Raw genomic sequence first — 12,735 nt, forward strand, 5'->3', positions numbered from 1 at the left:
ACATCGACCTGACTAACGTCTATCATGATCCACGCCTGAAGGTCGGCGAGGTGGGCCTGCGTTTCGTCTCGGGTATGGCCTTCTGGTGCAAAATGCCGCTGAGCCCCTCGTCGTGGTTTCACGAGACCCTGGAGGTCTGGCGTGTCGCCCCAATCGAACCCGTCGCGCCCGTCTCCTCTCCGCCAGATCCGTTCGATCCCGTTATCGATGACGCTGGCCACACCGCGCCGGCGTGGGGCGCGGCGATCACGCCGCAAGGCGCGACCACGCCCATCCTGGACTTCGTGTGGCTCGGCGCTCCAGGCGAAGCGCGTCCTGGCGCCTATCAGTTCATCGGCTTTGACCAAGGCGGCGCCGTCGCGGCGACCTTGCCGCTTTGCCAGGCCTTGGCCAAATCCAAGCACGGCGCCAGCGATCCAGCCGCCGCGCTTAGCGCCATGCGCCAAACCGCTCAGGCCGCGATCGCGCCGTTGACGGACGCGGAGCGAACGCTTGCCTTGAAGGTCGTGAACCTTCTTGACGCCGCCGCTCGCGATCTTGAGCCGACCACCGTTGAGGCCTTGGAGCAGCTGTGCAGCGATTACCTGGACGAACCGACCCAGACCTTCGTGGATCAACAGGTCACGCCCGCAACAGGATTGTTCTCCATCGTCTGGACCCAGCTCTACGCGATGGCGCTGATTGGCGAGACCGTCCCGGCGGCAGCAACCACCTGTGCTTTCCTGGCCAAGGTCGCGCGGGGCATGAGCTTGATCATCGGCGTCAACACCGCCGACGCGACGCTAGCAGAGGCCGCCGTACGGATCGGTCTGGTTTCAGCGCTTTTGCGCCTACCCGCGCCTGTCATGCCGCCCCCACCGACCACCACTTCGGCCAGCGGCCTTGGCGTGGGGGTCCAGAAGACGATCGACCAGACCTTTGAGGGTTACCGGACCGGCGAGATCGCCGAGATCGTCAGCCTTCTGCCCGGCGAGGAGCTTACGCGGGTCGATCGCCACCGAGCCCTATCCGGTCGCGTCGAGGATGAGGCGACCCTGAGACTGAGTCAGGACGAACGGATCACACGTGACAAGACCAGCGGAGATCTGGCGCAAAGCCTACGCGACAGCTTGGGTCAGGGCGAAATCATCCGCGACTACACCGGCCTGACCTTCGACGAGGACGCCTGGCCCGAACTGGCTGTTACGGGAAGCTGGTTTGGCCAGGATGGGCGCCAGGACCGCGAACTCTCGCGCGCCGCCAAGTTCGTCCAGACGCTCAGTCGCCAGGCCGCCGGCCGGGTCTCCGATCAGATCCAACGCGCCCGTGCCGACGTCCTGGTGCGCGAGCAAGAAGCGACCCAGACGCGGCGGATCAACAACAGCGACAAAACCACCACGCTCAACGGCGCCTATCACTGGCTAGATCGTGTGGATCGCCTGCGCTTACGCGAGGTCGGCCGCCGCCTGGTCCTGGAGCTGCTGCTCGACAAGCCCGCCGCCGGCACGCTGTCGCTTCTTGAGACCATGCCTCACATGGAAGCGCCTTTGCCGCCTTCGACCTGGTCCATCGACGCGGCGCCTTCCGGCTATACTAGCGTCCAGGCCTCCAACTATCTGAGCGCCGCGGCCGCCTATGGACTTGAACTTCCTGCACCGCCTCAGGCCGAGCTGACCGTAAGCTTGCGGCTGGACCAGCAGACGCGCACCGGCATGCTCGAAGTCCCGCCAGGCTACAGCGTCACTTCGGTCTCGCTAGCCTATCTTACCGCCAACCAGGCTTCGCCGTTGTCGGCGCTGGTAGGCGCCACGCCGGTCACCTTTGCGCCACCCTCGCCGTCTCCGGCGCCCGCGCCAGCCTCCCCTCCTGATCCGACCTCCCAGCCCACACCGTCCACCAAGGCCGACGCACCGCTCCTGCCGGCCGTGGTGAAAGATCGGCCCGGCGCCGAAACAGCGGCGACGCCGCCGGCGATCCCTAATCCGCAGGGGTTCGCCTGGACGCTTCCCACACAGGGCGCGGGGCAAGGCGCAGCGACTTTCACCAAAGCCCAGTCGGGCCCTATCCCCGTCGTCTGCCAGTACGACAGCGAAAGCTTCAGCGCGGTGGCCCAAGCCGACTGTACGGCTGTCGGCCAAACCGAGGTGTTCACCGCCTGGCAGATCATCACCCATGGCGCCATCGTGTCGGCCTACGATACGCTGCGGGCCCGTCATGATCAGGCGATCCGAGACGCCCTGCTTGGTCAGGCGCCCGACGCGGTCGGTCGCACGCTCGAGCGCGCACTGGTCCTGGATGGCCTAGCGGCACTGGGCGCGTCGGCGCCGCGCCTCAACGCGGCCTTGAGCGCCAGCGAGTCGCGGCTCCTCAGCGAGGCGCTCGACTGGAACCTCGCCAGCTACGCCTTCTATCCGTGGAGCCAGGCCGACAACCCCGGCTCGGCAAACCTTGGTCGACGGGCGGGCGAAACGACGAGTGATCGCAACGCCCCCGCCTGGCTGGAGGCTTTCCTAACTGCGGGATCGGCGCGCGTGCTTGTAACGGTGCGGCCCGGATTCGAGGCCGTGGTCCTGTTTTTCCTGGCTATGGGTTACGCGCCCGCGCCGGCGGCCGGGGTCTTCGTCACGGATCTCACCGCCGCCTTACTCATACAGCTCCAAGCCGCCGTCGCGCCCGAGCCCGACCACGAGTGGTCGCTTTCGACCCCGACGCGGCTGCTGGCGCTGTCGACTCACCTGGATCTCCTTCCGGAGGCGGGCGCTTGATCCCCTCCCGCGATAACACCCTTTCGGGCCTGGGCTTTTCGCGCCACCCCGTCGAGCTGCCGGTGGGCGCTGTGATCGCCTTCGCCGGTGATCTTTCGGCCACCCAGGCTATCGGCGCCATCATCGCCGAGGGCTGGTTGCCGTGCGACGGACGCCTGGTCCAGCAGGCCGAGTATCGCGCGCTCTTTCGAGTCCTTGGGCTGGTCTACACGCCGACAGGCGATCCGGCCGGAAGCTTTCGTGTGCCCGACTATCGCGGGCAGTTCTTCCGAGGGATCGCCAGCGACGCCGCCCAGGATCCAGGGCTCGCGAGTCGTATCGCGCCGCCAGGCGGCGCTTCGGCGACCATGGTCGGCTCCACCCAACCACCTATGGTCCAAGGTCACGCCCACGAGTACGGCGCGCTCAATGGCGTGGAAACGGGTGACACCGGCTCAGGCGGCGGCGTGCCACCCACGGCCCAGCCCAAGACCACAGGCCTCTACAGCGCCGACGGCTCCTCGAGTCTTAGCGGCGAGGAGACCCGCCCCCAGAACATCTACGTCAACTATCTCGTCAAGGCGAGCCGGGCGCGCGTGCGCCTGGGCGTTGGCGTCAGGCCGCCAGCCCCCTAGCAAGAAGGAGACTCCCCCATGTCCACCTATCAGGAAGATCGCCGTATCTTTTCGCGATTCATCGACGAGCCGGATGAATTCAAGATTCTCTGGTCGGACTTCGAGCAGCTTCGCCAAGCGCACGCGGCGGGGACACTCGACGTCCTGACGATCGGCCTTGGCCTTCGCACTGTTGAGCCTGGTCGCCCACGTCAGCCCGCCATCGTACTGCAGGTCGAGTCCCTGGCCACCGCCAAAACGCCGCTGACCTCGGCCTCGGGCTTTCCGCTCTTCGTCGAGGAGGTCGGTAAGATCGTCGCCAGCCCAGTCCCGCAGAGCCAGGACAAGGGTTCCGCCTTCACAAGCCACTACGACAAGCCACCGGGCGGGGTATCGATCGCGCCGCTGTCGACGAACTATGCCGGCACTCTGGGCTGCTTCGTCACGTGCCAGGGCAAGACCTACCTCCTGAGCAATCGTCACGTCCTAGATCCGGCGCTCAACGGCATGACCGGCGGCCCTGGCGTTCAGCAACAGGCGTTCTACGACGGCAACACCACCAATCAAACGATGGCGACGACCACCTTCCTGGCTCCGCTCTCTGCCGACGATCCGGCCGACAATGTCGACGCGGCCATGGCACAGGTGCCCGGCGCCTACGATCCACGAATCCTGACCGACCAGGGCGGCGAGAACAACTTCGCTGCGCTGCTGGCTCCCAACACTGTGGTCGCGCCGGGTGACACTGTGACCAAGAGCGGTCGCACGACCGGCAAGACCTCGCAGGAAGTCGATCTGGTCAGCGCGCAGAGCCGCACGAGATACGGCAACGGTATGACCTATCTCTTCAAGGACTGTATCAGCATCAAGAACACCAGTCCTGTGGCCTTCGCTGGCGGCGATAGCGGCTCACTGCTGACCAACGCCGCCTACCAGCCAGTAGGTCTGCTGTTTTCCGGCAATAGCGCCAAGGGCGTGGCCTACGCCAGTAAGATCGCCACGGTCCTAGCCGCGCTCGAAAACGTAGCGGGCGGACCGGTGGAGATCATCGTCGGCGCGGGCGCAAGTCCGGTCCACGCCCTGGAGATCCCGCCTCAGCCGCTGGAGCTGGTCGACTGATCCCATCGGCGCCGGGTCCACGGGCCCGGCGCCGGTGCTGTCAGCCTTATGTAAGCTTGTGTCTCCACTTTGGGGTTCTTCAGACCCCTTGTGGATCTAGGGCGTGGATGCGGCCACTACCTTTAAGGCTCCATCAGCTCCTCGTTGACATCATCTGCTATGCCCTTCGGCGCGTCCGCGACGAGGCTGACACCGCCGGCGCGGCGTCCACGTCCTGAAGCCGACGAGAATTAGCCTTCCTTGTCCCCAGTAGGTTACCGTCGGCCAAACTCATAGGCGTCCATAAGCTTCACCAGCACGTCGCTGACAGTTTCGCCGCGATGCTGGTAGCAGATATCGCTGAAACGTGCCTTGGCCTCATCGGTGAGCCGCATGGTCAACATCGCCTTGGGCCCAACGCCCTGGTCATCCCGGGGCGGCGCACGCTCCGAATGAGCGCCTGTCGTCCAATCGGAGTTTGCAGGCTTGGGCCTGCCGACAGTGCTGACGTCCGAAATCCTCGCGCCCAGGACTGAGACGAGCTCTTCGGCGAAGGCAGCGCCGGAACCAGCGTTTAGCTCTCCCCCAAAATCCGCAGTAATCGTGGTGATCGTGACCTTGGTCGTAGACATATGAAGGTTCCGACGGGGCCGCAGGTGCTGCGAGACCCTTGCGTTGAGGGTTGGGAGGATCATCAGCGTTCCCGATCGCGGGGAGCGTCCAGAGTTCAAGCATATGGCGGGTCCTAAACTGCCACTCGCCCAACTGCTCCTATTATGGGAGCATTTCGCTGCTTGGCTAGCCCTGTCCTGCAAAAACATCGAGGACGGCGGATATGGCTGGACGAAGCATCGAGCCGTTCCGGGAGATCGGCGGGCGCCTGGCGCTAGTTCGCAAAGCTTGCGGCCTCACTCAGCGGCAACTGGCCGAGCGTGTTGGCCGGCCGGCCTCCTACATCGCCAAGCTCGAGCTCGCTGAGCGCCGGCTCGATGTCATCGACCTTGAGGAGCTCGCCAACGCCTTGGAGCTCGACCCAGGCCTCCTCCACAGCCAGCTGATGGGCCGGGAGACGACTAGGCCCCCTACCGAGTGACCCCCGCGTAGGCCTCGAAAAGCGCGTCCAGACGTGGATCTTCATGTGGTGATGGAGCACCCAAAGACTCAGGCCTGCCAGGCGGCTCCCCAAACAACATCGCTGCGGCTTGATAGGCGTGTTGCTGCGCTGCTTGGAACTCCGCCTGCGTCAGTGCGCGTCTCGCTATCGCAAGCGAAAATGCCGTCGCGACCAGCGACTGAAACGCCGCGTGCTGGGCATGGTAGGCGAACGCTGGCGGGGCCTGCTCCATGATCAGGTGATCGATATACTCGCCCAAGGGCATCCCCAAATCTGCCGCATGAGCACGAGCTCTATCGGCGGCGACGCGGCTGATCCGCACGGTGAAGGTGACGGTGTCGCGGGCCTTCATAGCCCCTCCTAGAATCGCGTAGTGTTGTATGGCGTTGTAACATAAATACTCGATTTTATTAGGCTTTATCAAAACATACTACACGTTACCACATGATCGGCGACCCGGGTTTCCTCATGTTTTCAATTGCTTACAAAAACCGCAGGTGTGCGTAACGTGCCCTTCCAAAATGCCCCCTTCAGACCAACCTCTCGGCGATCCTGCGTATTCGAAATTGTGAGGCCTTTCGGCATGTCCACGGCGACCATCGTCGCCAGGTTTGCGCATGCTGCGCATTCTGCTTTCCCGTCCCGGGGAACCTACTTGCCATCGTCGGATGCAGGCCTTTGACGGCCAGCCATCAGCCTTACGACCCCGCGCCGGATGATCGCCCGGCGCCCCATCGAACCCACCTACGTCGATGTCGCCGCCAGAAGAGAAAAGCCCCGTCAGGCGGCGGACCTGACGGGGCTCTGACGACCCGGTAGGGGGTGGGCTTGGGGTCGTTCAGCCTGTGAGAAACAGCATCGCCGTAGCGACAGCGATCATGCCCACGAGAGCGCCAGAGATGGCGCCGCCCTACCCCGCTTCAAGACCTTCGGCATGAAAATCGTCAGCGCCAAACAACCCAACTGATGGTTCCTTGAGCTGGAGCCAGGTGTGTGATCTCCGGCTTTGCGGAAAGTACGGCAGATACGCATAACCGTATTTTCTCACGTTATGCGCTTTGGCGTATATTGCGCTTCTATATGGATTTCCGTATAAGGGTCCTGTGGAGGAGCCGCATCGATGGACCCCGTCGCCCGCACCGAGATCCAACTCGCCGCCGCCTTGCGTCGCCATCGCAAGCAGGCCGGTCTGACCCAGACCGACCTGGCCGCCGCGGCTCAGATGCGCCAGGCGACCATTTCCGGTCTGGAGACCGGCGCCGGCGGCACCCTGGCAACGCTGTTCGCAGTGCTAACGGCCCTCAACCTGGAACTGGTCGTGCGCCCCCGGCGATCTGGCGGCGCGCACGACCTTGAGGACATGTTCTGATGGCCAGGCGACGGCTCTATACGCCGCTTGCTGTCTATCTGAATGGCCGGAGGGTTGGCCTCCTGCGCCGCGCGCCGGACGGCGCTATCGACTTCACATACGGCCCTGATTGGCTGAGCACTCCCAACGCCATCCCGGTCTCCCTGTCCATGCCCTTGCGCGAGGACCGGTATGTCGGCGCGCCTGTCATCGCCGTGTTCGACAATCTCCTGCCCGACAACGAAACCATACGGGGCCGCATTGCGGCCAAGGTCAGGGCCGAAGGGGTCGACCTCTACAGCCTCCTCGCCGCGCTCGGCCGCGATTGTGTGGGAGCGCTGCAGTTCCTGCCTGAAGGCGTAGATGTCCCCGCAGTCGGCGCCATTGACGGCGAGGCTGTCAGCGATGCGGATATCGAACGCATTCTGGCGAACCTGGCTCGTGCGCCCCTCGGGATCGATGAAGGCGATGACTTCCGGATCTCGATCGCCGGCGCACAGGAGAAGACCGCATTTCTGCGCCATAGCGGCCAGTGGCTTCGCCCGCTTGGGACGACGCCGACGACCCATATCTTCAAGCCGCAGATCGGCCAGTTGCCCAATGGCCTGGACCTCTCCCATAGCGTGGAGAACGAGTACTTCTGCCTGACCCTGATGCGCGCGCTTGGGCTGCGAACAGCCAACGTCGCCATGGCCATGTTTGGGGCCAAGCAAGTGCTGATCATCGAGCGGTTTGATCGGTTCATGGCCAGGGATGGCCGTCTTCTCCGGACGCCTCAGGAAGACTTCTGCCAGGCGCTTTCCATCCCCTGGGCCAGGAAGTACGAATCCGACGGTGGGCCGGGCGTCTTGGCATGCCTTGGGCTTCTGGCGGCCAGCGACGAGGCCAAGCTCGACCGTCTGGATTTCCTGAAGGCGCAGATTGTCTTTTGGCTGCTGGCCGCCACCGACGGTCACGCCAAGAACTTCAGCGCTTTCCACTACCCGGGCGGCGGGTTTCGGATGACCCCGCTCTATGACGTGCTCTCGGCTGAGCCTAGCCGCGCTGCTCGCCAGATTGAGGCCAAGCAGATGAAACTGGCCATGGCGATCGGAGATCATCGCCACTATCGGATTGACGACATCGCCCCTCGCCACTTCGTACAGAGCAGCACCGCCGCTGGCCTCAACCCTGAGGCCGTCATGGACGTGTTTACCGACCTGTTGGCCACGGCGCCAGTCGCGCTGGAGGGGGTTTTGAGCGCCCTCCCCTCAGGCTTTCCTGCCGCAGTCAGCCAGCCAATCGCTGCGGGGTTCCTGACAAGACTTGGAAAGATCCGTCGCTACCTAGATGGCCTCGCAGACCAAGCGGCGGGTACGACACATGACGGTTGAACGCACACAGCGCTAGCCTCCGCCACCCAGCAAAGGAAAACCCCGTCAGGCCAAAGGGCCTGACGGGGCGCATGTGGGTCGGATCGGCAGCGCCGGGCCTATCGCGCCAGCATAACAAAGACGCCCATTCCCAGACCGAAAATGATCGTGAACCCAAGGATCTGCCAGCGGGTGCCTTCGCGGATGATCGCGACAAGCGCCTCGTTGTGCTTCTCGAACCGTCGATCCAACTCCGTCTTGGTCATAACGCCCTCCAGCGGCCGCTTTGGGATATGAGTTTGGGCTTGGCCTTTCCCGAGATCAAGAGCGCCGGCCATGCGGCGCCATCGTCGGATAAAGCGGATCGGGCCAAGCTCCTGGAACGCGCTGACGAACAGTGTGGGCCTCCTTTATACCAAGTCGCCAGGGCTGGATGCTCAGGATGTTGAGGCGCCGAAACCCCGGTTCAACGGGCTCGGGCGGTGCTGGCCGAGTGCCGTAGTAGATCCAGAGCTTTAGAGCCTCCTCCCCTACCCTGCCAAGCTTGAGCGCCGACTCGTGCTTCCAGTGGCTATCGACCTCAAAGATGATCGGCTTTTCCACAAAGTCGCCGTCGTTTGCAGTGTCAGGCGTCCAGACGACATCGAATCGTCCTTCGAACTTGAAGCGCCGGTGGCCGGTGCCGACCTCCATTCTCGAATGATAGCCAAGCCCGAAGCCCAGTTCATGCAGTCGGATCTGCAAAGCCGCGTGGCGAGCCGCTTTGGTGATACCTGGTCTGAGCGGGGCGGTCAGGGCTTGATCGATCAGGGTGATCAGGGGCTTGGGGAGCCTGAACTGGGCGTCGGCGGCGGGCCAATAGTTGATAGGGCCGATCCGGCGAGCAAGAGCGTCTGACATGGCTGGGGGGCCTTTTTTTGGGTGCTGTTGAAGACACCCCTCCCCCGCCCTCCCTTTTTCTTTCGTTGGAGGCGAGAGTGGCGATACGTCCGTTTTTGACGTATAACTGTGCTGTCGTATTGGCTCGGTTCGAGCCTGGCGCTCATCGCATCCGAAAGGCTGTCGGAATGGCCCCTGAAGAGCTTCATCGGCGAGATGCAAGCCGCAACATGGCTCGCTTCTATGCGCTGGCGATTGTCCCTGGCCTCTTTGGCGAAACCGGACTGTGCCGCACGTGGGGACGGATCGGCGCCAGGGGCGGCCGTTCCATCGTCGAATGGTTTGCAACGCCAGGCGCTGCGCTGGAGCGCCTGGAGGTTCTGCGCAGGCAAAAGCTTCGTCGCGGCTACCAACCCGTCCCGTCTGCGCCGTGAACCTTGGTCACCGGTATGAGACGCGGATAGACGGCCTGCTTGAACCCTTGCCGCCTGTTGTGTTGGACGCCGCCACCCCGTCGAGTGGGCTGCAGCGCGGAAGATCCCGGCCGATCGATATGGTTCCAGGCTGGGCGGTGACCAATGTCATCCTCGCCTTGGTCTATCTTCTCGGTTGCTATGGGCTGTTTGTCTTCTGGCCGCCAGCAGGTTGGTTGGCCTTCGCCCTCGCGACCCTGGTCGAGGGATTTAGGGCGCTTGAGCTTCTTAGGCCGCGGGCGGTTTGGGGAAGTGCGCCCCTTTCTCGGTCAGAACGGGTGGCTGGCGCATTGACGCTTCTGCCCGGTCCGGCAGTTGCACTTGTCGGCTGTCTCGTTCCTTGGGCGTTAGGCTGAACTGCAAGGCTTTTTCATCTCCTGGTTTGCCCCTTCTATCCATTCAGAATCTTCATGCGTTAGAGGGTTAGAGTAGAAAAAGTTAGAAGGTTAAAGGCCGCCAATTCCGCCTAACATCTAGATTCAATTGCCTGAATCTATCCACAGCGTTCCTGGAGTGTCGGGCTTTCGTTCCTAAAGTGTCGAGGGCGATGTTCCTGGAGTGTCGATAAGCTGTTCCTGAGGTGTCGTGTCGCGTTCCTGAAGTGTCGAACGATCGGTGAATCCGGTAGAGCGCGCCTTCTAGGATCTGGTGATTGAATCACTTTGTGTCGCCGCCTTAAGAAAAACGTTCAGCCAAGAGCGGTTTACGAGGCTGGCGGCCATTGCCGCCAAGCCTGCCCTGTGGACCACACGACATTTCAGGAACACGGAAGATCGGAGCGCCCCCACCGGCGAACATGCCAATGGGCGCGCTAGAGGGTCAGCCGCGCAGCTGGAAGCGGTTCTTCTCGTGGTACCGGCGCACAAATCCGATGAAGGCGCTCTGGTAGCGATCCGGCTCTCGGTCATCCTGGCCGCGCAACCAGGTCTGGAACTCCCGATGCAGGGAATGGAAATCCCAACCCCTGTAGTGTTCACGCAGGTGCGCTAGCGTTTCATCGGTCAAGTACCCACGTGGCTCTAGATCCCGCGCCGGCGACTTGGGTGCGGCTGGAGGATCCTTCTTTGCCACCCTGGGCTCCAATGGCGCCTTCGTGACTGCGGGGGCCTTGTCTGCCGCCTTTCGCCGAATGCGCAGAAGCGGTTCCTTGGAGGTGACCGCAGGCTCGAGCGAAAGGTCATAGCCTGGGATAGCGTTTTCCCGGACAAGCGCGCTCATCTCGAACTTGAAGCGGCGATACTGGCCTTCAGCACCGGATTTTTCAAAGAGTGTGGGGAGCGCGATGGCAAACCCCTCCTCCCCTGCCCCGCCGGCGTGCTTGCGTGCGACCTTATAGAGCCAGCGCTCGCGGCCGCCGGTAATGGAGAAGTAGGAGCGGTCGATCGAGAGAACGCCGCCAGCCATCAAAACACCGTCGTAGAACCAGCTCGACAGGGCGATAGAAATCCCGCGCGAGCGGTTGGTCTTCTCGTCGACCAGCTGGCTCCAGCTATCGAGCCAGGAGAAGGTGGCCTCGCGGCGTTGGTCGGCGCGAATGTTGGTCTTGACCGTCGTTGACTGAAGGCGGTCGAGCGCTGCGGCTAAAAGCTCGTACGAGCGTCCTGTGACAGGGCGGCCGATACTTCTGAGGATGTCATAGGGCATGACCTTCAGGACGCGAGGGATCTCATTGACGCGTCGTTCTTTGAGGTCGTTGAGGACGCTCGCGCAGTAGATCAGGATGTCGGCGTCCCAGATGGTGGCCATGCCATAGTCAGGGTTGGCCGATACGTGGACCCAGACCTTCCCGTCGGGTGAGGTGTAATCGATCGGCTTTGTGCGCTTGGTCTTCGAAAGGCTGAAAAAGGGCCTTTCCATCATCTCGCGTTGATCGCGGAGATTCAGATCAGCCAGATAGGGCAGGAACAGGTCGATCTGCTCGATGGCGGACTTGCCTATGTTGTTAGCCATGATGCTCGACCGTTCCAGACAAGAGCGCGTTCTCTCTACCGTCGTAAAAAGTTTCCCCGGGGAAACTTTTTATCCTCCCTGGTCCGACCGAACCGCCGATCATGGCTCCAGCTAAAAAAGTTTCCCCGGGGAAACTTTCGCGCTCTTCCCGGCTCGTCCGACCCCGCCGACTCTGACCACGACTAAAAAAGTTTCCCCGGGGAAACTTTTCTCAAGGCCTAATCCGCCACGCCGCGCCCTTGGGTCCGCAGATAGACCAGGGCGCGCTCGACGAGGCTCAAGAGCTCAGCTTCGCTCGCGCCCGACCCAGCATGGATCCGAAGTGTTGCGCCGTTTCTATTGGCGGAAAGCACCGACAGGGCGCGTCGACCATGCACCGAGTCGGCAGCAAACAGCGACTCTTGGCCCAGGCTTGGGGGTTTTGCGGCCTTAGTGAGCGCGTCTGAAACCTCAGCGGCGCTCAATGGCGGGAAACCTTCTGCCAGCCGCGAACGCTGCGCCTGCCTTAGGCGAGCCGCCTCCTTCTGCATCCGCTTAACGGCGGCAGGGTCGGTTTGCGAAAGCGCCTTAATGCGTTGGGCGAGCGGGTAGCAGGTCTTCAGCTGAATATCGCCGAGGCCAGCGAAGGCCGAAACGGCCCAGTCGGGGATTTCCGCGACAGAGATCATCTTCGATAGCCAGCCCTTGGACAGATTGAGCCGCTCTGCCATGCGGACCTGTCGATCGCCGTAGTAGGCTCTTAGAGCGTCGCGATAATTCCTTGCTCGTTCAAAATCAGAGACGTCTTTGCGCGCCCGGTTTTCAAGATCGGCAAGCCGAAACGCGCTCTCATCGTCGAGCGACTGAACCTGCGCCAGGAGCTGCAAATCTGGGTAGCTGTTGGCCCGAAGCCAGCTGATCGACCAATGCCGGCGGGTTCCGGCAATTAGCTCATAATCATGCTGCGGATCGTCTGACACCCGCCGCACCACTACCGGCACCTTTTGACCGCCTTCGGCCAGGATGGAATCGATCAGATCCCGACAGGCCGCCTCATTCAGACTTTGCTGGTGCCGGGCATTGCCAGCCCAGATCCGCACACGTGCCGGATCCAGCAGAAGCTGGGTGACCTGTTTGACCTCACCCGCCGCAATCCGCGCCAAGGCAGACTCGCGCGCGAGCAATGTCATGCCCGGCGCAGAGCG

General features: G+C 62.9%; 12 protein-coding genes and 1 pseudogene. 7 read left to right on the top strand and 6 right to left on the bottom strand.

Annotated elements, in window-relative coordinates:
• From OVA11_RS19405 to OVA11_RS19415, 3 genes and pseudogenes are all read left to right on the top strand, one after another.
• Positions 1–2,744: pseudogene (locus OVA11_RS19405) on the top strand (hypothetical protein); the annotation flags it as partial.
• The gene (locus tag OVA11_RS19410) at positions 2,741–3,358 is read left to right on the top strand and encodes a phage tail protein (RefSeq protein ID WP_268069025.1); all 618 of its coding nucleotides are present in this window, start codon (positions 2,741–2,743) and stop codon (positions 3,356–3,358) included. The pseudogene OVA11_RS19405 and the gene OVA11_RS19410, both read left to right, overlap by 4 nt.
• Before the next feature lie 18 nt (positions 3,359–3,376).
• Positions 3,377–4,456 carry a hypothetical protein gene (locus tag OVA11_RS19415; protein ID WP_268069026.1) on the top strand — a complete coding sequence of 360 codons (1,080 nt, stop codon included), beginning with the start codon at positions 3,377–3,379 and terminating at the stop codon, positions 4,454–4,456.
• 254 nt (positions 4,457–4,710) lie between these two features.
• Here OVA11_RS19415 and OVA11_RS19420 read toward each other — a convergent pair whose 3' ends face one another.
• Positions 4,711–5,067, bottom strand: a complete 357-nt coding sequence (locus OVA11_RS19420; protein ID WP_268069027.1) for a hypothetical protein — start codon at positions 5,065–5,067, stop codon at positions 4,711–4,713.
• Between the two features lie 203 nt (positions 5,068–5,270).
• Between OVA11_RS19420 and OVA11_RS19425 the strand changes: the two genes are divergently transcribed.
• On the top strand, positions 5,271–5,528 hold the full coding sequence (locus tag OVA11_RS19425; protein WP_268069028.1) for a helix-turn-helix domain-containing protein: 258 nt from the start codon (positions 5,271–5,273) through the stop codon (positions 5,526–5,528).
• On the opposite strand, the gene OVA11_RS19430 is transcribed toward OVA11_RS19425, so the two are convergent.
• Entirely contained in the window at positions 5,518–5,901 is a 384-nt protein-coding gene (locus OVA11_RS19430; protein WP_268069029.1) for a hypothetical protein, read from the bottom strand. The two genes, OVA11_RS19425 and OVA11_RS19430, sit on opposite strands and share 11 nt — an antisense overlap.
• A gap of 768 nt (positions 5,902–6,669) precedes the next feature.
• On the opposite strand from OVA11_RS19430, the gene OVA11_RS19435 reads away from it, so the two are divergent.
• Both OVA11_RS19435 and OVA11_RS19440 read left to right on the top strand, forming a co-directional pair.
• The gene (locus tag OVA11_RS19435; RefSeq protein WP_268069030.1) at positions 6,670–6,918 is read left to right on the top strand and encodes a helix-turn-helix domain-containing protein; all 249 of its coding nucleotides are present in this window, start codon (positions 6,670–6,672) and stop codon (positions 6,916–6,918) included.
• Positions 6,918–8,270 carry a type II toxin-antitoxin system HipA family toxin gene (locus OVA11_RS19440; protein ID WP_268069031.1) on the top strand — a complete coding sequence of 451 codons (1,353 nt, stop codon included), beginning with the start codon at positions 6,918–6,920 and terminating at the stop codon, positions 8,268–8,270. Before OVA11_RS19435 ends, OVA11_RS19440 begins: the two co-directional genes overlap by 1 nt.
• 98 nt (positions 8,271–8,368) lie before the next feature.
• Here the strand turns inward: OVA11_RS19440 and OVA11_RS19445 are convergent, their stop codons facing one another.
• Both OVA11_RS19445 and OVA11_RS19450 read right to left on the bottom strand, forming a co-directional pair.
• On the bottom strand, positions 8,369–8,515 hold the full coding sequence (locus tag OVA11_RS19445) for a hypothetical protein (protein WP_268069032.1): 147 nt from the start codon (positions 8,513–8,515) through the stop codon (positions 8,369–8,371).
• Positions 8,516–8,570: 55 nt separating this feature from the next.
• A complete protein-coding gene (locus OVA11_RS19450; RefSeq protein ID WP_268069034.1) occupies positions 8,571–9,149 on the bottom strand; it encodes a hypothetical protein in 579 nt (192 codons plus the stop codon).
• A gap of 167 nt (positions 9,150–9,316) precedes the next feature.
• Between OVA11_RS19450 and OVA11_RS19455 the strand changes: the two genes are divergently transcribed.
• Complete coding sequence (locus OVA11_RS19455) at positions 9,317–9,562, top strand: WGR domain-containing protein (protein WP_268069035.1); 246 nt, start codon at positions 9,317–9,319, stop codon at positions 9,560–9,562.
• Between the two features lie 858 nt (positions 9,563–10,420).
• On the opposite strand, the gene OVA11_RS19460 is transcribed toward OVA11_RS19455, so the two are convergent.
• Positions 10,421–11,551 (bottom strand): replication initiator protein A, encoded by a 1,131-nt coding sequence (locus OVA11_RS19460; RefSeq protein ID WP_268069036.1) that lies wholly within the window; start codon positions 11,549–11,551, stop codon positions 10,421–10,423.
• A 218-nt stretch (positions 11,552–11,769) separates the two neighbouring features.
• Positions 11,770–12,720, bottom strand: coding sequence for a ParB/RepB/Spo0J family partition protein (locus tag OVA11_RS19465; RefSeq protein WP_268069037.1), 951 nt, complete (start codon positions 12,718–12,720; stop codon positions 11,770–11,772).
• Positions 12,721–12,735 lie beyond the last annotated feature (15 nt).

Source organism: Caulobacter sp. SL161 (assembly GCF_026672375.1).
GTDB lineage: Bacteria > Pseudomonadota > Alphaproteobacteria > Caulobacterales > Caulobacteraceae > Caulobacter.

Bases quoted from the DNA above. Each gene is read 5' to 3' on its own strand.
- OVA11_RS19460 (WP_268069036.1), bottom strand. From the start codon at position 11,551: ATGGCTAACAACATAGGCAAGTCCGCCATCGAGCAGATCGACCTGTTC.
- OVA11_RS19455 (WP_268069035.1), top strand. From the start codon at position 9,317: ATGGCCCCTGAAGAGCTTCATCGGCGAGATGCAAGCCGCAACATGGCT.
- OVA11_RS19450 (WP_268069034.1), bottom strand. From the start codon at position 9,149: ATGTCAGACGCTCTTGCTCGCCGGATCGGCCCTATCAACTATTGGCCC.
- OVA11_RS19415 (WP_268069026.1), top strand. From the start codon at position 3,377: ATGTCCACCTATCAGGAAGATCGCCGTATCTTTTCGCGATTCATCGAC.
- OVA11_RS19425 (WP_268069028.1), top strand. From the start codon at position 5,271: ATGGCTGGACGAAGCATCGAGCCGTTCCGGGAGATCGGCGGGCGCCTG.
- OVA11_RS19445 (WP_268069032.1), bottom strand. From the start codon at position 8,515: ATGACCAAGACGGAGTTGGATCGACGGTTCGAGAAGCACAACGAGGCG.
- OVA11_RS19430 (WP_268069029.1), bottom strand. From the start codon at position 5,901: ATGAAGGCCCGCGACACCGTCACCTTCACCGTGCGGATCAGCCGCGTC.
- OVA11_RS19435 (WP_268069030.1), top strand. From the start codon at position 6,670: ATGGACCCCGTCGCCCGCACCGAGATCCAACTCGCCGCCGCCTTGCGT.
- OVA11_RS19420 (WP_268069027.1), bottom strand. From the start codon at position 5,067: ATGTCTACGACCAAGGTCACGATCACCACGATTACTGCGGATTTTGGG.
- OVA11_RS19440 (WP_268069031.1), top strand. From the start codon at position 6,918: ATGGCCAGGCGACGGCTCTATACGCCGCTTGCTGTCTATCTGAATGGC.
- OVA11_RS19465 (WP_268069037.1), bottom strand. From the start codon at position 12,720: ATGACATTGCTCGCGCGCGAGTCTGCCTTGGCGCGGATTGCGGCGGGT.